This is a genomic window from Brevibacillus sp. AG162 (genome assembly GCF_006715575.1).
Classification (GTDB): domain Bacteria; phylum Bacillota; class Bacilli; order Brevibacillales; family Brevibacillaceae; genus Brevibacillus; species Brevibacillus brevis.
Genome location: NZ_VFNO01000003.1, coordinates 857,956 through 878,423 on the forward strand (window position 1 = coordinate 857,956; position 20,468 = coordinate 878,423).

The 20,468-nt window shown below is 42.0% G+C and carries 17 protein-coding genes; all 17 read left to right on the forward strand.

The annotated features are described in order from the left end of the window. Positions 1-358 precede the first annotated feature (358 nt). The 17 genes from pepT to FB479_RS13885 all read left to right on the forward strand — a co-directional run bounded on the left by pepT (position 359) and on the right by FB479_RS13885 (position 20,453). Positions 359-1,591 (forward strand): peptidase T, encoded by a 1,233-nt coding sequence (pepT, locus tag FB479_RS13805; RefSeq protein ID WP_142065652.1) that lies wholly within the window; start codon positions 359-361, stop codon positions 1,589-1,591. A gap of 275 nt (positions 1,592-1,866) precedes the next feature. Then, on the forward strand, positions 1,867-2,883 hold the full coding sequence (locus FB479_RS13810) for an agmatine deiminase family protein (RefSeq protein WP_370511686.1): 1,017 nt from the start codon (positions 1,867-1,869) through the stop codon (positions 2,881-2,883). A 144-nt stretch (positions 2,884-3,027) separates the two neighbouring features. Then, positions 3,028-3,624: a class I SAM-dependent methyltransferase gene (locus tag FB479_RS13815; RefSeq protein ID WP_142065654.1), complete on the forward strand. Its 597-nt coding sequence runs from the start codon at positions 3,028-3,030 to the stop codon at positions 3,622-3,624. 138 nt (positions 3,625-3,762) lie between these two features. Continuing rightward, complete coding sequence (locus tag FB479_RS13820; RefSeq protein WP_255438396.1) at positions 3,763-4,590, forward strand: MerR family transcriptional regulator; 828 nt, start codon at positions 3,763-3,765, stop codon at positions 4,588-4,590. 104 nt (positions 4,591-4,694) lie between these two features. Next, positions 4,695-5,447, forward strand: coding sequence for a GNAT family N-acetyltransferase (locus FB479_RS13825; protein WP_142065656.1), 753 nt, complete (start codon positions 4,695-4,697; stop codon positions 5,445-5,447). A gap of 41 nt (positions 5,448-5,488) precedes the next feature. Beyond that, entirely contained in the window at positions 5,489-7,537 is a 2,049-nt protein-coding gene (locus FB479_RS13830; protein WP_142065657.1) for a serine hydrolase domain-containing protein, read from the forward strand. Between the two features lie 328 nt (positions 7,538-7,865). Further along, positions 7,866-10,049 carry a catalase/peroxidase HPI gene (gene katG, locus FB479_RS13835; protein WP_142065658.1) on the forward strand — a complete coding sequence of 728 codons (2,184 nt, stop codon included), beginning with the start codon at positions 7,866-7,868 and terminating at the stop codon, positions 10,047-10,049. A 263-nt stretch (positions 10,050-10,312) separates the two neighbouring features. Beyond that, positions 10,313-11,098 (forward strand): hypothetical protein, encoded by a 786-nt coding sequence (locus tag FB479_RS13840; protein WP_142065659.1) that lies wholly within the window; start codon positions 10,313-10,315, stop codon positions 11,096-11,098. A 92-nt stretch (positions 11,099-11,190) separates the two neighbouring features. Then, positions 11,191-11,967 carry a hypothetical protein gene (locus tag FB479_RS13845; protein ID WP_142065660.1) on the forward strand — a complete coding sequence of 259 codons (777 nt, stop codon included), beginning with the start codon at positions 11,191-11,193 and terminating at the stop codon, positions 11,965-11,967. Positions 11,968-12,064: 97 nt separating this feature from the next. After that, complete coding sequence (locus tag FB479_RS13850; protein ID WP_142065661.1) at positions 12,065-12,718, forward strand: response regulator transcription factor; 654 nt, start codon at positions 12,065-12,067, stop codon at positions 12,716-12,718. Next, on the forward strand, positions 12,719-14,155 hold the full coding sequence (locus FB479_RS13855; protein ID WP_142065662.1) for a sensor histidine kinase: 1,437 nt from the start codon (positions 12,719-12,721) through the stop codon (positions 14,153-14,155). It abuts the gene before it with no gap. Positions 14,156-14,358: 203 nt separating this feature from the next. Further along, entirely contained in the window at positions 14,359-15,078 is a 720-nt protein-coding gene (locus tag FB479_RS13860; protein ID WP_142065663.1) for a lipoprotein BA_5634 family protein, read from the forward strand. A 26-nt stretch (positions 15,079-15,104) separates the two neighbouring features. Further along, positions 15,105-15,791: an ABC transporter ATP-binding protein gene (locus tag FB479_RS13865; protein ID WP_142065664.1), complete on the forward strand. Its 687-nt coding sequence runs from the start codon at positions 15,105-15,107 to the stop codon at positions 15,789-15,791. 24 nt (positions 15,792-15,815) lie between these two features. Continuing rightward, positions 15,816-17,798, forward strand: coding sequence for an ABC transporter permease (locus tag FB479_RS13870; protein WP_142065665.1), 1,983 nt, complete (start codon positions 15,816-15,818; stop codon positions 17,796-17,798). 83 nt (positions 17,799-17,881) lie between these two features. After that, complete coding sequence (locus FB479_RS13875; protein WP_142065666.1) at positions 17,882-18,580, forward strand: response regulator transcription factor; 699 nt, start codon at positions 17,882-17,884, stop codon at positions 18,578-18,580. A gap of 4 nt (positions 18,581-18,584) precedes the next feature. Next, a complete protein-coding gene (locus FB479_RS13880; protein ID WP_142065704.1) occupies positions 18,585-19,820 on the forward strand; it encodes a HAMP domain-containing sensor histidine kinase in 1,236 nt (411 codons plus the stop codon). Positions 19,821-20,012: 192 nt separating this feature from the next. After that, complete coding sequence (locus FB479_RS13885; protein ID WP_142065667.1) at positions 20,013-20,453, forward strand: ribosomal maturation YjgA family protein; 441 nt, start codon at positions 20,013-20,015, stop codon at positions 20,451-20,453. Positions 20,454-20,468 lie beyond the last annotated feature (15 nt).

Below are 20,468 nucleotides of genomic sequence, written 5' to 3' on the forward strand. Positions count from 1 at the left end.
TAGTGTAGTAGTTAAATCCATAAAAGTAAAATAATTACTATAATTCAAATTTATCTTACTCTAAATGCAAAAAAACTACTACTGATAATTTTGGTAGAATGGTGAAAATGTTTCGTCAGTTTTCTTGGGAACGCGTGAAGGAAATCCGCGAGAAATATGCTTCAAACTTAAGTTAAAAGAGGCGTTATCATCGAACATATTTCACCGTAAAAAGGTGTACGAGACGCTGAGAATGGGAGAAGGCTGGGATGCTTGGGGTATGGATTGAAGAATCGCCAGGGATCGTGGTAGAATTTGTCACGAGATTGCCTCTTTCTTCAATAGGTTTGACTACTTGTATTGGAGTTGAGATAAGACCATGAAAACGGAAATCATAAATAGATTCATCTCTTACGCGCAAGTTGATACACAATCGGATGAGAACAGCGAAACTTGTCCCTCTACACAAGGGCAGCTAGTGCTTGCCCAAATGCTCGTAGATGAGCTGGAAGCCATTGGCATGCAGGAAGTTACGATGGATTCGAACGGATATGTAATGGCAACCCTACCGTCCAATACAGACAAAGAAATTCCAACAATCGGTTTTCTTGCTCATATGGATACGGCCACCGATTTTACCGGCGCTGGCGTGAAGCCACAAGTCATCGAAAACTATAACGGACAAGACATTGTTTTAAATGAAGAATTGGATATTGTCCTTTCGCCGCGTGATTTTCCAGAGCTGGCTGGCTACAAAGGCCACACGTTAATCACGACAGACGGTACCACATTACTTGGCGCTGATGATAAAGCTGGTATTGCCGAAATCATGACCGCTATGGCTTATCTGATTCGCCATCCAGAACTGAAGCACGGGAAAGTAAGGGTGGCTTTCACCCCGGATGAAGAAATCGGCAGAGGCCCAGACAAGTTTGATGTGTCCGCCTTCGATGCAGTATATGCCTATACGATGGATGGCGGTCCTCTTGGCGGGATCGAGTACGAGAGCTTTAATGCTGCATCCGCCATCATTACCTGCAAAGGAAAGAACGTTCACCCAGGCTCAGCCAAAGGTAAAATGGTCAACGCTGCTAAAATAGCCATGGAACTGCATGGAAAGCTGCCGGCTGATGAAACTCCTGAGGAGACGGAAGGCTACGAAGGCTTCTATCATCTGTCTTCCATTCAAGGAGACGTCGAGCAAACTCAGCTTCGTTATCTGATCCGGGATCACGATCGTAATCGTTTTCAGGAGAGAAAGTCTGAGTTGGCTCGTATCGTAGAAGAGTTACAGAAAAAATACGGAGACAAGCGTATCGAGCTGGAAATCAAAGATGAATACTTCAACATGCGGGAAAAGATTGAGCCTGTAATGGAAGTAGTGGAAATCGCTATACAAGCGCTCGAAAACCTCGGAATCGTGCCGAGTATTCAGCCGATTCGCGGTGGTACCGATGGCTCCCAGCTATCCTACATGGGGTTGCCAACACCGAATATTTTCACAGGCGGGGAAAACTACCACGGGCGGTTCGAGTATGTTTCCGTTGACAACATGTTGCACGCTGTCAACACCATCATCGAAATCGTTAAGTTGTATGAGCAAAGAGCTTGATGGCGAGTGGACTCAACGCTGAAGCAAAGCGAGGCAAAGGGCGGATGTCTAGTAGAGACGATTCGCCCTTTGTCATGAGTCATTTTAATCTCTTCACCATGTAACTCTAAAAAGATGGAAGTTCTTCCATGCTCCCACGAAATTTGCCGCTGGGCAATGAGGTACGTTCAAAGATCTGTCCTTGACCTTGACACATTGTGAAGGTTTATGATGAGTTTTACTTTCGTAAGAGGGAGTGAAACTTGGTGGGAAGTAGAGAAAACAATGTCTTTTATATGCCAGCAGAATGGGAAAAACATGAGGGAACGTGGCTCCAATGGCCTCATAATGGAACCGATAAAGGCGAAAGATACAGAGCGAAACTCGATGATATTTGGGTAACGATCGCAAGGGAGCTTCACTATGGAGAAAATGTGCACATTGTTGTGTGTAATGAAAACGAAAAAAAGCATGTTCAAACGAAGTTGAATGAAGCAAAAGTGAATATGGATAAAATAGATTTCTTGATACAAGAAACCGATGACGTTTGGATTCGAGATCATGGTCCGATTTTTGTAAAAGATGGTAAAGGGGATCTTTGTCTAACCCATTGGAATTTCAATGGTTGGGGAAATAAATATCCATTTGAAAACGACGCTAAGGTTCCCATCAAAATCAGCGAGAATGGTAGTAGCCCACTCGTTAGAACGAGCGTTTGTCTGGAAGGCGGGGGAATCGAAGTAAATGGATCAGGTACTTTGTTGGCAGCAAAATCCTCCATACTGAATGACAATCGCAACCCAGCGCTTCGTCAAGAAGAAATCGAAAGTGAGCTAACCACGTATCTGGGTGTAACGAATTTTATCTGGATCACCGGTCTTCGTGGAGAGGATAACCATGATGAAGTAACGGATTTCCATATCGATGGGTCAGCACGTTTTGTTAATTCAAATACCATCCTCTATGAATATGATCCTTTTGACGAAAGTGAAGCATATCTTTTGGAGACGTACGAAAAGCATTATCAGGAATTACGACAAGCAAGAAATACGGACGGAAAGCCATTTCAACTCATACCAGTGCCGGTTACCAAAAGAGTAGTGAAAGAAGCTGGCTCTAAAGGCTCCTATTTAAATTTTTATATAGGTAACGAAGTGGTATTGGTTCCAATATATGGTGATGAACATGACAGGTTGGGTCTGCAAATCTTGGAAGGACAGTTCCCAGGCAGAAGAATCGTCGGCATAGATGTAAGAAAGTTGTATGCGTATGGTGGCATGATTCACTGCGTAACGCAACAGCAACCAAAGTAAATAAACCATACATGACCGCGGTAAATCGGCACAGCACCAGTTGACACACACCCATTAAAAAGATATTATGGATATAATAACTCCATGATAGTCAGCGAAAATAATTGCGCCTGGAAAAATTTTTACCAGAGGAGGACAGTGAATATGGAAAATATTTGGAATGAACGTTATCATTCAGAAGAATATTATTACGGAGAAGAACCGAACGTATTCATTCAACAACAAGCCTTCCGCCTCGAACAATGTCAAAAAGTTATTGCGTTTGCTGAGGGTGAAGGCCGAAATGCCGTCTTTTTAGCAAAAAGAAATCTTGATGTGACAGCCATTGACTATGCGGAAAGCGGATTGCAAAAAACGAGAAAACTGGCTCAGAAGCATGGCGTTCACGTACATACCCAAAAAATTGACCTGTTGGAGGAAGATGTCCCGCGAGAAGAGTATGACGCTGCCATCATGGTATATGGACATTTTTATAAAGACGCTCAGGCCACAGTTCTTAACAAAATGAAAAAGGCGTTAAAGCCAAAAGGAATTCTCATGCTTGAGGTATTCTCCGAGGAACAATTAAAGTATGGTACGGGCGGCCCTCCAGAACGTGAAATGCTATATGAACCAAAAGATATCCTTGCTTGGTGCGAAGGTCATGAGGTGATCCATTTCTTCTATGGCGAACAAGAGCGTAAGGCAGGAAAGGCGCACACTGGATTAGCCCATGTCATTCAGCTAGTAATAAGGAAATGATGGGGAATCATCGTTCTGCGCAATAATTATGAGGTCACGACAGTATTGCTGCCGGGGCTTCTTTTTTTGCCAGCTGATTGACATTGGCTCCACGGACTTGTTTATCTTCTCGAGAATGAAGGTGATTTTATTTATACGATTGGTGAATTTGCGAAGTTAAGCAAGATATCTTCTAGGATGTTACGTCACTATGACAAGATTGGATTGTTAAAGCCCAGCTATATAGAACAAAACGGATACAGGTATTACAGCGATGAGGAAATGTTTAAAATTTCGATGATAAAACAATTCAGAAGATATGGCTTCTCATTAGAAGAGATCAAGTACCTCCTATGTAAAAATGATGTGGAATACACCTTACAGGCGCTTCAACACAGGATCGATATCCTGCAACAGTCTACAACAGAACATCATTATTTAATGATGGAGCTGGAAAGACAAATCAGGACAATGTCGGGCAAAGATAACATATATGGATCTATTCGAAGCTTCGATATTTTACTCGGACATCGCAGCGAGTTTTTAGCATTATGTCAAAGAAAACGAACCAATGAAGAAGCCATCGATCAAATGATCAATGAACTCTACGAAGTGATTGCTTCAAGCAACGATTTGGTTTCAACCGGTACACATATGACGATCTTTCATCAATCCTATTCCGATTATGATCCGGACGATTCAGATATCGAAGTTTGTCTACCGGTAAACGTAGAATACAATCAGGGAGCGTATCATACCAGAATAATAGAAGGTGGCTTATTTATGAGCACGATTTTTATTGGTAGCTATGACAGTATTGGCAATGCATACATAGCGCTCATGAAATGGGCGAAGCAGAATCACTATTCCATCATAGGACCAACAGTAGAACGATATTATAAAGACGGTAGAGAAATAGATAACCAATCGGAATACATCACGGAAATATGCATTCCGATTGCAAGTCACTCGAATCGTGCTCAGTGAATGTTCGGGATAGTGAGGAAATCGTGTTTTGCTGTTGACCTTAACACTATGTCAAGCTATAGAATGTGTTAGACATAAGTCTGACGTAAAGGGAAGTGACCATAATGACAGATCAAGTAGGCAGTACGCCTGTATTTTCACAAACGATCACTGACTTTTGGCGGGAGCAATTTTTAAACGGTGACGTCCTCTATCGCAATGAATCTTTTACTGTTACCATAAACCCAGCACTTGACGAGGATAGCCGGGTCATGGTGCTGGAAACCACCGACGGACGTGTGCTGGCGGTCTTAACACCTGCGCTGGCTGATAAGATAGGCATCTCTCACCAACAATCCTTAACTGAGTCGATCTTTCGCCAGAAATTGAATGAAGCGGGGGTCACTCTGCATGGCGCAGATTATCTTTTTTATTTTTCAAAAGCCGATAAGAATGTATTGCTGCAAGAAGACTCCGAAGGTGACTTGCGCCGGTTAACCGAGCAAGATGAGGCGGTTTTCTCCGAATTCGCATCCTCCGCATCGGAACAAGATTTGGATGACGCTTATGTGGAATTGGATCACTGGGCAGTGTTCGGCTCTTTTGAGCAAAATCGCCTGGTCAGCGCTGCCAGTATGTATCCATGGGAAGAGGATGCGCAAATTGCAGATCTTGGCGTACTGACGTTGACGTCCTTTAGAGGAAAAGGTCACGCCCGAAAAGTGGTGCGCTCCATCTCCAAATACGCCTATAGTCAGGGATACGAGCCGCAGTACCGATGCCAACTCGATAACCATACGTCTACGGGATTGGCGAAAGCAGCGGGTTTCGCGCTGTTTGGAAAATGGGAAGTGATTTCTCCCGACTCTACTGACTGAGCTTACGATGTCATGACTCATATTTGCAGGAGGACACTATCATGAAGAAAAAGCAGTCTTGGGTGCTATCCGCTACACTTGCGTTGACTATGATCGCACCAAACGGAGCAACAGCTGCAAGCGTCACCCCTGCGGTTCTTAGCCAAGGATTGGCGAAAATCGCTGTTGAGAAGGCTGCGTTGCTTATCGACTCCACCGAAACGTTTAGCGTTCAGTATGCGCTTATTGATAATGGAAAAATCACTGTATCTGGCCAGATCGGCAAGAACGATAAGCCACTGACCAAGGATACGATGTACGGGATCGGTTCGGTCAGCAAAGTATTTGGGGCGGCAGCCGTCATGAAATTGGTAGACGAGGGGAAAATTGATCTGGATACTCCGGTCGTCCAGTACATAACCGATTTCAAGATGAAGGATGAACGTTATAAGCGCATTACTCCACGCATGCTGTTGAACCACTCCTCCGGACTGCGAGGAACTGGATCTGTGAACGATGTCTTATTCGAGGATAATGACACCTATGCCCATGATACACTTTTGCAGACGTTGTCCGAGCAAACCTTGAAGGCGGACCCTGGAGCATTTTCGGTGTATTCCAATAGCAGCTTTTCGCTTGCCGAGATTCTCGTTGAGAGAGTCAGTGGAATGAGCTTTACCGCTTTTATTCATCAAGCGATCACAGTACCATTGCAGATGAAATATACGAAAACACCGCAGGACGATTTGAAAGACAGCAAGCTTGCCGGGTTATATATCTCGGATTATCCAAGTCAGCTTCCGAATAGTTTTGTTCCTGTGATCGCTGAGGGGGGCATTTATTCCACAGCAGAAGATCTGGTGCGATTCTCGCAACTATTTATGGGACAGGCAAACCACATTCTTTCTGAAAAATCGGTTCGGGCGATGGAACAGGAGGAATACAAGAAAGGCATTTGGCCAGAGGATTCGGATGATAGCAACAATTACGGTCTGGGTTGGGACAGTGTAAAGCTATACCCGTTCCATGATTACGGAATAAAAGGCTTGGCCAAGGGCGGAGACTTGTCTGTGTATGCTGCTTCTCTTGTCGTGCTTCCCGAGAAAAAGATGGCAGCTGCCGTGCTGTCATCCGGTGGTAACAGTGGCACGAATCAACTGCTGGCAAGTGAATTGCTTCTGCAATCCCTTAAGGAAAAGGGCGAAATTAAGAACATTAAGCCGGAAAAATCATTCGGCAAGCCCGTAAAGACCAAGATACCCCACGATTTACTGAATCAAGCAGGCTACTACGCCAGCAATGATTTGCAGTTCCGGGTAGAGATCAACGAGGACGGAGTGTTGTCCATGTCAGGCGATACGGAGACGAAGTATTTCTATTCTTCAGATGGAAGCTTTATCAACGAGAACGGAACCTCCAAGGTCAGCTTCGTCACGGAAAAGAACGGGCGCACGTATTTGTGGAAGAGAAGCTACGAGTCATTACCGGGATTAGGGCAGCTAGCCATGTCAGAGTATGCAGCGGAAAAGCTGGAAGCCAATGTGCTGCCCAAAGAGACCGCCGAAGCTTGGGCGAAACGGGAAGGCAGGAAGTACTATCTCGTGAACGAGAAAAGCACCTCCGATTCTTATTTCTTTGAGAAACCGATGATCGAAATGAGCATCGCAGACGGTCTGCCGGGTTATTGGCAGGACAAAAAGATTACAGGTCCGAACACGGCGACGAGTCAAATCCAGATCCCAGGTTTGGCAGGTCGGGATACGACAGAAGCCCAGTTCTACTCGGAAAACGGAATCGAATATTTGAAGCTAAATGCGTACTTACTTGTCAGCGAGGCGGATGTAAAACCGATCCACGCTAGAAATCACGCAAAGGTCTCGGTGCCAGCGCAAGGGCATGCCCAATGGTTTACCATCCCGGCAGAGGCAGCAGGCAAAACGATGACGGTCAAGCTACCAAAGGAAGGGTCTTTCGCAGTATATGAGGAGGAAGGAAAATACCCTCTCAACTATTCCATCGTCAGCGGCAACAACAAAGTGACTTTGCCGAAGAGCGGAGCAATCGTATTTGCCGGTGCGCCGGGCTCGGAATTTCAAATAACAATCAAGTAAGCCAGTTACGCAAAAAAGGCCCACACATTCCGTTAGGGGAGAAAAGTGGGCTTTTTGTGATGACAAGCCGTAATCACCGGGAAAAGCGGCTAACGAGCTGGTGACAAAAACATAATCCACGTGGTCCATGCATACGTTAGAATCAGCATAAAATTGAAAATGAAAGAGTTCATATATTTTATCGTATTCATGCGATGCCAACCGCGACTGTCAATAATCCTTACGATGAAAAAAGAAAAAAGATATTGATTTCTCTTCCTAGCTGCTATATAAATTAATTAGAAGTATTATTATTTAATACTTAATTTAAATGACGGGAGAGGGACAAATGGACTCTATGGCAACTGCTAACACTGGAAAGTGCCCGTTTTCGCACGGTAGCACTACGAATCACAACCCTAGTGCTACATCGAACAAACACTGGTGGCCCAACCAGTTGAACTTGAACATTCTGCATCAGCATGACAGAAAATCTAATCCGATGGGCGAAGACTTCAATTATGCAGAAGAGTTCAAAAAGCTGGACTACCAGGCTCTCAAGCAGGATCTTTATGATCTAATGACAAACAGCCAAGATTGGTGGCCTGCCGACTACGGACATTATGGGCCATTATTTATCCGCATGGCTTGGCACTCCGCTGGTACATATCGTACAGGAGACGGCCGTGGTGGTGCTGGAACCGGCACACAGCGTTTTGCTCCACTTAACAGCTGGCCAGACAATGCCAACCTTGATAAAGCTCGTCGACTGCTATGGCCGATCAAGCAAAAATATGGCAACAAGATCTCTTGGGCAGACTTGTACATTCTAGCAGGTAATGCTGCTATTGAATCCATGGGCGGTAAGACAATCGGTTTTGGAGGCGGGCGCGCAGACGTTTGGCATCCAGAAGAAGATATTTACTGGGGTGCTGAAAAGGAATGGCTAGGGGATAAGCGTTACTCTGGTGATCGTGAGCTCGAGAATCCGCTTGCTGCTGTTCAGATGGGTCTGATTTATGTGAACCCGGAAGGTCCGAACGGCAATCCAGATCCGCTTGCGAGTGCTCGCGACATTCGCGAAACCTTCAAGCGCATGGGAATGAACGATGAAGAAACCGTTGCACTCGTGGCAGGTGGCCATACGTTTGGTAAGGCTCATGGCGCAGGAGATGCTGCTCTTGTTGGCCCAGAGCCGGAAGCTGCTCCTTTGGAAGCAATGGGCTTAGGATGGCAGAGCACACACGGTTCCGGTAAAGGTCGCGATGCCATCAGCAGCGGTATTGAAGGTGCCTGGACTGCGAATCCGACACAATGGGATAATGGTTTCTTTGAACTATTGTTCGGCTATGAGTGGGAGCTGACCAAGAGCCCTGCAGGTGCACACCAGTGGGTTGCTGTAAATCCTGCTGAGGAGCATCTTGCACCAGATGCAGAAGATGCATCCGTTCGCGTTCCAACGATGATGACCACTGCGGATATGGCATTGCGTATGGATCCAGCATACGAAAAGATTTCTCGTCGTTACTATGAGAATCCAGAGGAGTTTGCAGATGCATTTGCAAGTGCATGGTTCAAACTCACACACCGCGACATGGGGCCACGCTCAAGATATCTAGGCCCTGAAGTTCCAGCAGAAGATTTTATCTGGCAAGATCCTGTACCCGTTGCTGATTATGAATTAACAGATGCAGATATAGCAGAACTGAAAACACGTATCTTAGATTCGGGCCTTACCGTCAGCGAGCTGGTAACAACAGCTTGGGCTTCCGCTTGTACCTTCCGTGGCTCGGATATGCGTGGTGGCGCCAATGGTGCTCGCATCCGTCTTGCTCCACAGAAGGAGTGGGAAGTGAATGAGCCGAAAAAACTTGAAAAGGTGCTTACGATCCTGGGAGTCATTCAAGAGGACTTTGGTAAAAAAGTCAGCATGGCCGATTTGATTGTACTCGGCGGCAGTGCCGCAGTAGAAAAAGCCGCACAAGATGCTGGCTTTGATGTAACGGTTCCTTTTGCTCCTGGACGTGGCGATGCAACACAAGAGCAGACAGATGAAGAAAGCTTTGCCGTGCTAGAGCCAATCGCTGATGGTTTCCGGAACTATCAGAAGAAGCAGTATCGTGTAAGTCCTGCGGAGCTTCTGATAGACAAGGCACAGCTACTAAACCTTACTGCTCCAGAAATGACTGCACTCGTTGGCGGTATGCGTGTTATCGGTACAAATCACGGTGGCACACAACACGGTGTATTCACGGATCGAGTAGGCACACTGACGAACGACTTCTTCGTTAACTTGCTAGACATGGGCATACAGTGGAAGCCTGTAGACGGAGGCGTATTTGAAGGACGTGATCGCAAAACCGGTGAAGTCGTGCGTACAGCGACTGCTGTTGACCTCGTGTTCGGTTCAAACTCTGTTCTGCGTGCCATTGCAGAAGTTTATGCGCAAGACGATAACAAAGAAAAGTTTGTGCGTGACTTCATTGCTGCATGGGTGAAGGTAATGAATGCAGATCGTTTCGATCTTAAATAAGCATAATCTTGAAATGTAAAGCAAAGAACAGTATTTGTTGTTGGATACTGTTCTTTGCTTTTCTTTTCTATAGTAATATTAGAAATTGAATCGGTACAGGTCGTTATCAATCTTCCCTGTAACAACGAACGAATTGGTTTTTATAGAATTTACAACTTGGAGACAACTGAAAGATACTTTTAACATATGAACGCTATATTCTACTAACTGTAACAAGGGTTTCGTGCCCAAACCAAAAACAAAAAATTTCAGGAGGCATTACCATGAACAAAAAAAATATTCTCGTTTTTTCAATGGCACTATCCATTGTAGGCGGTGCTACAGCAGCTGTATTTGCAAGTGAAAACGCGGTTCATTCTACTAAAAACAAGGTCGTAACAGTGGCAAGCAAAGCAGGGAATGGCACAAATCAAACCACTACAAATCATGCAGTTAAAGTAGCAAATGGAAAGATTAGTGATGAAGAAGCGGTAAAAATGGCAACCAAAGCTCTAAAAGATTATATGGGGCTTGACGCGAAATCTTTTGGTGAGGCGCGTGTTAATCGAACGAATAATCAAGAAGACTTTAAGTTCTTTATGGATATAGTTTCAAAAGAAGATGCAGCTGTATTAAAAGAAAACGCGAAAAAAGATACGGCAGATGTTATCGTTGTACAGTTTGCTCGTACTGAGGACTTAAACCAGCCAATGCCCGCTTCTAATCGCATTGTCATAAATGAAAAAACAGGTGAAATTGTTTCTTTAACTGCTTACACTAATGAAACTCAAAGCTCAGAGACAACAATCGATGATGCGAAAGTTAAATCTGCGGTTATCAACTTTTTTGATCAACAACAGAAAAATGTTAAGGAAAATACGATGAAGGTTAGTAAGAGTGCTAGTTCCGGAACCGTACGTGTTCTTTGCAACCTGGAAGATGGAAGAGATGTAGATATGACAGTTAGTCTGAAGAATTATACAGTATCTAGTTATGAGATTAATTATGACAGACTACTCCCTCTACCTTCCGAAGAAAAAGATTACCGTGAGAATTTCAGAAAACTGTAAGTAAATGAAGATAATGTAAGACGGATAAGATGGAGTAAGTGCCCGAAATTGTACTTACTCCATCTAACCCAAAAATTCCAGGAGGCATTACCATGTACAAAAAAAACATTCTCGTTTTGTCAATGGCACTATCCATTGTAGGCGGTTCTACAGCAGCTGTATTTGCAAGCGAAAATGCGGTTCATTCTACTAAAAACAACGTCGTAACAATGGCTAGCAAAGCAGGAAATGGCACAAATAAAACCACTGTAACCAAAGTAGCAAATGGAAAGATTAGTGATGAAGAAGCGGTAAAAATGGCAACGAAAGCTCTAAAAGACTATAGGGGGCTTGACGCGAAATCTTTTGGGAAGGCGCGTGTAAATCGAACGAACGCGAAAGAAGACTTTAAGTACTTTATGAATTTATATTCAAAAGAAGATGCGGCTGTATTAAAAGAAAACGCCAAAAAAGACACGGCAAATGTTATCGTGGTACAGTTTGTTCGTGCTGAAGACTTAAACCAGCCAATGGGCGCTTCTAATAATATTGTCATAAATGAAAAAACAGGTGAAATTGTTTCGTTAGCTGCTTTTACTGATGAAGATCGAAGCTCAGAGACAACAATCAATGATGCGAAAGTTAAATCTGCGGTTATCAACTTTTTTGATAAACAACAGAAAAAAGTTAAGGAAAATACGATGAAGGTTAGTAAGACGGCTAATACCGGAACCATACGTGTTCTTTGCGATCTGGAAGATGGAAGGGATGTAAAAATGACAATTAGTCTGAAGAATTATTCAGTATCCAGTTATGAGATTAATTATGATAGACTAATCCCTCTACCTTCCGAAGAAAAAGATTACCGTGAGAATTTCAGAAAACTGTAAGTAAATGAAGATATTGTAGGCCGGATTAGATGGAGTAAGTGCCTGAAATGGTACTTACTCCATCTAACCGTTACAAAAGGAACGAGGTAAAAACTGAATGATAAAAATTTTAGTGGTTGAAGATGATATCGCAGTAGCAAATTTAATAAAATTGAATTTAAATACAGCAAATTACGAGAGTTCAATCGTTTTTGATGGAGAGGAAGCCCTAAATGTTATTGAAAGAGATCGTTTTGATCTCATACTTTTGGATGTGATGCTTCCGAAAGTTGATGGATTTACTTTATTCGAAAAAATTAAACCTTTAGGGATACCTGTCATTTTTTTAACTGCGAAAAGTTCGGTCACAGATAAGGTGTATGGATTAAAAGCGGGAGTAGATGACTATATTACGAAACCCTTTGAAGGAATTGAATTGCTGGCCAGGATTGAAAATGTATTAAGGCATTACAATAAAAAAAGCAACATCATAAATTTTAAAGACACAGAAGTATACTTGGAAGAAATGAAAGTGAAAAAGAACGGTGAAATGATTGAGCTTACCTTGAAGGAGTTCGAATTATTGGTGTTTTTAGTACAAAACAAAAACATCGTATTAACGAGGGAAAAAATCATAGAAAAAATTTGGGGATATGACTACGTTGGCGAGACGCGGACGATAGACAACCATATCCAAAAGCTAAGAAAAAAGCTGGGATGGAAGGATGAAATTAAAACAGTATTTAAATTGGGATATAGGCTGGAGGAATAAATGAAATTTTGGCAGAGGATATTTTTATGTACATTAATCATATTTGAAATCTTTTTTGTACCAGCATCCATTTACCTTATTCATAGCAGCTTTGAACTCAATCTCAATATGGAGATCCGTTCCGGGATAAGTGAACAGGATCGATTTGCAAACTCTTTAGAATCGAATCTATATCTACTTAAAGTTCAAAAATCTTCAACCCTGGGTACTGAAGGAGTTGGCAAACCAAACATAGATTCCATGATTCGGACGTACTTGGACAACCTCGGAGAACAGGATGTGTATTTGGATGTAATAGATGAAAATAATAAGGTTATTTTTAGTCATTTTAAAAACAACAAGATAACTCTTACTAATCGAGAAGAATTAAACATCCCATCAGATAAAGTAAATTACATCATACGGGATCTAGGGGAAAAGACGTACTTATTTATAGCTAAGAATATTTATTTGGAAAACAATCACTATAAGCTTTCTTACGTGAAAGATATTTCGAGTGTTTATGAAAATAGAGAAGACTTATTAAGCCTTTTAATAAAGTTAAATGCTCTTATTTCAGCAATTTTGGTCATTGTTACCATCATCATGAGCATGTTTATCGTAAAACCGATTAATAAACTAATCCAGTCAACAAGAATAATTGCAGGCGGGAATTTCAGCGAAAGAGTCATGGTCAAATCGAAAGATGAAATCGGGTTGTTAGCGGAAAATTTTAATTTGATGGCCATTGATGTAGAAGATAAAGTAAACCAGCTTAAAAGATCTTCAGAAGACAAGCAAAGGTTTATCGATAACCTGGTACATGAACTTCGGACTCCTTTAACGTCGATCATAGGCTATGCGGATTATTTACGAACGAATAAATATGATGAAGAGACTTATATCAACTCATTAAGCTTTATCTATGAAGAAGGAAAGCGGCTAGAGAAACTGACATTTAAGCTGATGGAGCTCATTGTATTGCGAAAAGAAGATTTTGAGTTAAAAAAGGGAAAACTTGACGAGCTTTTTGTGGAAATCAAACATTCCTTTATTCCAAAGCTGAACATAAAGAATATGGATCTGGAAATATCGACGGAGCATCTGAGTGTTTTAATGGATAAGGATTTGATGAAAATTTTACTTGCAAACCTGATAGACAATGCGATTAAAGCATCGAAGAACAACGATAAAATACTTCTACGTTCATACAGAGATACGGAGTCAAAAATTATACTTGAAGTGAAAGATACAGGGATCGGTATTCCTGATGACGACATAACAAAAGTCTTTGAGCCATTCTTTATGTCCGACAAATCAAGATCGAGAGCGAATGGAGGAGGCCTCGGGCTCGGGCTTTCATTATGTAAGGAGATAGCTAAAATTCATGACGCTGAAATAAGAATAGAAAGTAAGCTCGGCAAAGGTACAATTATACAATTGGTTTTTAATTGTTAACACTGAAAAGGTAGAGAGGGCTGTCCCAAAAGTCATGAACAATGACTGCGAGACAGCCTTTTTCTTTCAAACAAGCATGTCATTATCTCCATTCTTACCAAAATGTAAGAAAGAAGGTCAAAATCGTTAGACAAGAGTCATTCAATTGCATGAAAGTCTCGTCTATAATCCAGACATAAATAGTTTATAAAGGAGAAGTTAAGGTGAAAAAAGTAATAGGTCTCTTGTTGGTTATTGTCATTTTTGCAGGGATTGGATTCGGAGTAAAACGATTTGTAGAAGGTCCATCGCAAGCGGTCGATGGCGTTCTCGTAATAGGCACAGAAAAAGATGCGAGTAAGGTCAAAGAGTTGTATAAAGATAACACCAAACAAACGATGGACTACAAAATGAAATTGGTTACAACGAAAAAAATAACGAAACGGACAGAGCAAGATCAGAAAGAAACGGGTCAAGAATTTGAAACCAGAGATATCAAATATTCGGTTGTAACTCGATCCACAGCTGAGCAATTCGTCAAGAAGGGGATTCTCAGAGCCAGACAAGATCCAGACAGCACGTCTATTATTTCAGACCCTGTTACTGGCATAAAAGAATTATCGAATGGTCAAAATCTGTTTTACTCTTTAAGTGATTATGAAATGAAGAATGACCAAATTGATTTGAACGGCCAGATGGTACCTGTAGCGTATGTGAACCATCAGATGTGGATCGGGTATATACCACAAGCGGATCTTGTTATTGTTGACGACCAGACTTACAACCAATTAACCGAAGCAGAGTCAACGCTCTCCTTGATTCAGTTTGAAAATGACAGCTTCGATTATAAGAAGAAAGATAAGGTGAACCAAATCTTACAAGAAATCGGGAACGTATACGCAAATAGTGAAGACAAAGTAAACTTCGTAGACGTACAAGATTGAGTTTGGGTGATGAGAGGGTGAGCTGTATGGAAGTTGTACGAATGGAAAACGTAGTAAAAAGTTACGGGGAAGGAAATAGCAAGGTAGATGCGTTAAAAGGGATTCGCCTTTCGATTCAGCAAGGAGAGTTTGTTTCCATCGTTGGTGTTTCCGGCTCTGGTAAAAGTACATTGCTGCATATTTTAGGAGGATTGGATCGTCCAACTTCAGGACAAGTATTCATTGGGGATCATAATATTTACGATTATACAGATGATGAGCTTTCGATATTCAGAAGAAGAAAAGTTGGGTTTATTTTTCAATTTTTTAATTTGATCCCGGTATTGAATGTCCAGGAAAATATCGCGTTGCCCATGTTATTGGATGATGAACCGATCGATATGAAGTATCTGGATGAACTGATTGAAATCCTGGGTCTCCATGAACGGAAAGATCACTTGCCTTCCGAATTATCTGGCGGTCAACAGCAACGGGTCTCCATCGGTAGAGCCTTAATGAATCGGCCGCAGTTGATTTTGGCGGATGAGCCCACTGGGAATCTGGATACACGGAATACGAAGGAAGTCATGGATTTATTACGATTGACAGCCAGGAAATACAATCAAACTATTGTTTTGATTACGCACGATCTTGCGATTGCTTCGGCTTCTGACCGGATCATCACGATAGAAGACGGTACGATCATTTCAGATCAACGGCTTGCTGCGAATTAGCCAAAAGACTGGAGGAGAATGATTTTGATCAGCAGTTATAAACAATTAAGCAGCAAGTATTTAAAGGGGAATATGAAACGGACGATTTTGACTTTGATCGGAATCATACTCTCTGTAGCGTTAATTTCCACAGTCGGCCTTTTTATGAAAGGATCACAGCTATCTCAAATCGAGAACATCAAGAAGTTAAACGGGTTTTCTTTTCATTTCGGGATTTCGAATTACAATGAAGCACTAGTAAACAAAATCAAATATAATCCCCTAATAGCTTCGTATGGTTTCATGTCTCAGGGCGGCATCGTTTCTGTTGGAGAGGTTTCTGTTCAAAAGAACTTCGCTGATCATAGCGCCATGGAGTTTTTAACCTACAGTCTCGTTGATGGCAGACTACCAGCCAATGACCGTGAAGCAGCTGTCGATTCATGGACGCTTCCTTATATGAAAAAGGGTCTTCAGATCGGCGACTCATTTGAATTGGATGGTCAAACCTATCAACTGGTTGGTTTACTAGATAATCGCGCGTTCACTCAGAATAAGAAAGTGGGCCGTTTACTAACCTATAAACATGATTTTGCTATTGGAGAGGGTAGGATCTTAGCCGAAATAAACGAGAAAGCGAACTTTCAAGAGGTTTTAGAGGAGATAAAATCACTTACGGAAGACGAGAATCTGGTTATCAATGAGGAATTGATCAGAGTTTTAAAACCGGGATCGAATCAATCGATTTTGGCCGTGCTCGTCATCGTCGTCAGTATTGTTGTGATCGCGACAGTTGTTGTGATATACAACGCTTTTCAAATCAGCGTCGTAGAGCGAATGAAGCAGTTCGGCTTGCTCCGAAGCATCGGCGCTACGCGAAAGCAAATTAGACAAATTGTGATGAGAGAAGCTGCTGCGCTGGCTGTCATCGCCATACCGGTTGGGCTTGTTTGTAGCATATTGGCGGTTGCTGCTCTCCAATCCATTTTCACAATCCTTTTAGAAGATGGTGCAGGTGTTGCGTTCTTTCATATCGATTGGCGGATTTTATTCATCAGCTCGATCATCGCGCTGACGGCCGTACTAGCGTCCAGTTATTATCCGGCTTTTTTTGCGGGCAGAATATCCCCACTGCTGGCAATCAGCAGCAGGTTATCCATTAAAAAAGAGGCGATCAAAAAACACAAGAATAACGTGTTGAAAAAGCCGTTATCTTTTCCCTTGAGCCTGGCCTTTAAAAATGTCAAAAGAAATAAAAATCGTTATACCATTACGATCCTATCTATCATTATATCCAGTGTATTGTTTATTACTTTCTCGTCTATGATGGATATCGCATTTGCATCCAAATATGTGAAAGATTTATCCACGAAATCAGATCTATCCATCTCTCTGCAACAAGATCATGGTGATTTTTCAGCAGAAAGGCAGCAAATTTTGGAGCTTTTGAAGTCGGTTGAAAATGTATCCGAAGTGAAGGAACAGGACCTTAGTTTTGAAATCGAATTGAAGGATAAGACTCAATCTGTTACAACTGTTGCTCACATCGATGAGTCTGTTGGAAAAAAACACGCCATTACCATTGTGAATCACATCGATGAGAATAAAGTGAAGAAAGATTCGGAGCTCGTCATAAAAGTACTGATATACAGTTTTATCACAGTCATTTCTTTGATTGGCAGTCTCAATATTCTTAATACGATTACGATCAGCATCATCATCAGACGAAAAGAACTGGCTGCGTTAAAAGCCATAGGGATGTCACAAAAGAATTTGAAAAAAATGATCATCTATGAAGCGCTGATTTACGGTTTTTCTGGAAGTTTGCAAGGGATCTTTTTCGGTTGTATACTTTCTTATATTATTTATTTGGCGGCTTCCGGTGTCTTGAGGGTCGAATGGACGATCCCCTACGAAGCTTGTCTTATTACGTTTGTTTCAGCTTTGTTTATCAGCTTTTTATCTGTTCTGATACCACTGAGAAAAATCCAAAAAGATAATCTTATCGATGTTATCAGGGAACAATGATAGAATGGGCCTGGCTATTTTATAGTCGGGCTATTCGGATTGGTCAATGGCTGAAATGGAATGAGGATAGGGAGAGGACAACCTTGAATAAAATATTGCTTGTGGAAGATGATGAGGCGCTTGGTCTAGCCATCGAATTCTCATTGCGAAATGAAGGCTATGAGGTGGTCAGAGCCTCTAGTGTAAAAGAAGCGAAACACCAGTTTGATCATCAACCTTTTGATTTGGCGATCCTAGATATTGGCCTTCCAGATGGAAACGGCTATGATTTATGTCTGCATTTCAAAAAACAAAACGATTCACCGGTTATTATTTTCTTAACGGCCTTGGATGAAGAAGCAAATGTAGTAATGGGTCTGGATATTGGCGGGGACGATTATATAACGAAACCTTTCCGAGTCAAGGAATTCATATCCAGAGTGAAAGTACAACTGCGCAAACGGCGGCGATTGGAAACTTCTTCTATCACATTATCATCTGAAAATATAAAAATAGATACGAATCTAGTCAAGGCTTATAAAAATCAGGAAAGCATTCCATTAACCAATCTTGAATACAAACTTCTGCTAACTTTCATGATGAACGCTCATAAAGCACTAAAAAGAGATGATCTCCTGATGAAAGTATCGGAAGGAGAAGATGCTTTTTTTGATGAAAACACGTTATCTGTATACATTAAACGTCTAAGAGATAAAGTGGAAGATGACCCCAAAAATCCGCAGTTTATCGTTACCCAAAGAAGATTGGGATATCGGTGGAATAAGGATGTGAATAGAGAGTAAGATGATGAAGAATACCGAATTGAAAGGGTATATGACGATACTGGCCATTCTGTTATCTCTATTTACCATTTACCAGTATCTTGTACATCAACTGTTTTACGATGCTATGAAAAGCGATTCCATTGCAACCTGGGGTGAAATTACAGCTAGATTGGTTGAACAAAATCCCGAGAATGAAGCCGAAATTATGAAAGTCTTAACAAGTCACGCATCTAATTCAAGTGAGTATCAGGAAAAAGGAAGTGAGATCTTTAGACAGTATGGATTATATGAAGATTTGGAATCAGAGCTTTTTCCCCTATTAAATAAACATATTTCCAGCCATAATCAATTGATTTATTGGGGATGGATTTGTTTCGGATTGATGTTGCTTGGGTCAAGCTATATGCAATACAAGGTTGTCTTCCATAAAATTAGACAACTTACTTCCGCAGCTAAAAAAATTATCGCTGGGGACTACTCGGTAGTCATCAATGAAAATAAAGAAGGGGACCTTGCCAAACTTGCGGTTTCCTTTCGTTCCATGAAAGATATTATTCGAAAAAGCATGCAGGATCTTCTGGAAGAGAAAGAGTTTCTAGCACAAATGCTGCAAGATATCTCCCATCAATTAAAAACACCGCTTTCAACGATATCTATCTACAATGAAATGTTGTTGAATGCAGAACTGCCTCGCCAGCAGCAAGTTCAACTCCTGAAAAATAATGAAGTACAAATCTCTAGAATGAATGTCTTAATTCAAAATTTGTTAAAAGTAGCGAAAATCGACGCCAGAGCTATTTCATTTGATAAAGAGCCAGCCAATTTGGTGGAGACCATCGAGGAAGTTCTGGGTCGCTTGGCAAGCATGATCAGTGATAAGCATATAGAGATTGACTGGGATGCGCGGAAGGAAATTGTCGTTGCCCACGATAAACTATGGATGCAGGAAGCTTTGTTGAACCTGCTGAAGAATGCGATAGAGCATTCCAAACCAAGCAGTACAATCATGATTCAAGTAAATGATACGCCGATTTATACGGAGTTGGTGATTCAAGACTTTGGAGAAGGAATTGCACCTGAGGAAATATCGCATATTTTTGATCGATTTTACAAAGCAACAGGTTCTAAAAAGCATGGTTCGACAGGGATTGGATTGGCGCTAGTCAAAGCCATTATCGAAGCACATCATGCCTTGATTAAAGTAGAGAGTGAGAAAGACAGTTTTACAAGATTTACGATTGCTTTCATGAAGTTTTAAGTACAGGAGAAAAAGAGTGGAGGAGAAATTAGATTCTTCCTTACAATTCATTGATGGTCTGAAAGTGTTATTATGGGCTTTCGCGTAGCCAAACCTCGTATGGCTGTTTCCGCAGAAAGGGCAAGGATTACCCGCTTTTCAGGATTTATCCTGATCAAAAATTGATAAATCAAAGAGGAAGATTGATGGTGTATGCACAAAGCCGAATGGAAGTGCTACCGGACGAACAAGTACTCCGAGTATCGATGGAGAGACAGGGTCGCCTATATCGTAACCGTTTTTGCTGTCATGGCTTTAGGCTTAGGGTCCAGAGTGTTCGCCGATGTGTTGCCTGTCTTTGTAGCTGAGCATTTTGGCGATGCATTATGGGCGAGCATGATCTACTTCGGCTTTCGCACTTGTTATGCTCATAAAAAGATTTCTTTCGCGCTGTGGTGCAGCCTCGCGTTTTGCTTTGCGATCGAGGGCAGCCAATTGTATCAGGCCGGTTGGCTTACTTACCTTCGGGAGACAACGATTGGGGCGCTGGTATTAGGAAAAGGCTTTTTGACGGCGGACCTTGTACGGTACACTGCGGGAACTGTCGTCTCTTCCCTGATCGACCTAGCATGGCCTTGGCGTAAGCGTCCGTGATTTTTGGCGGATGTA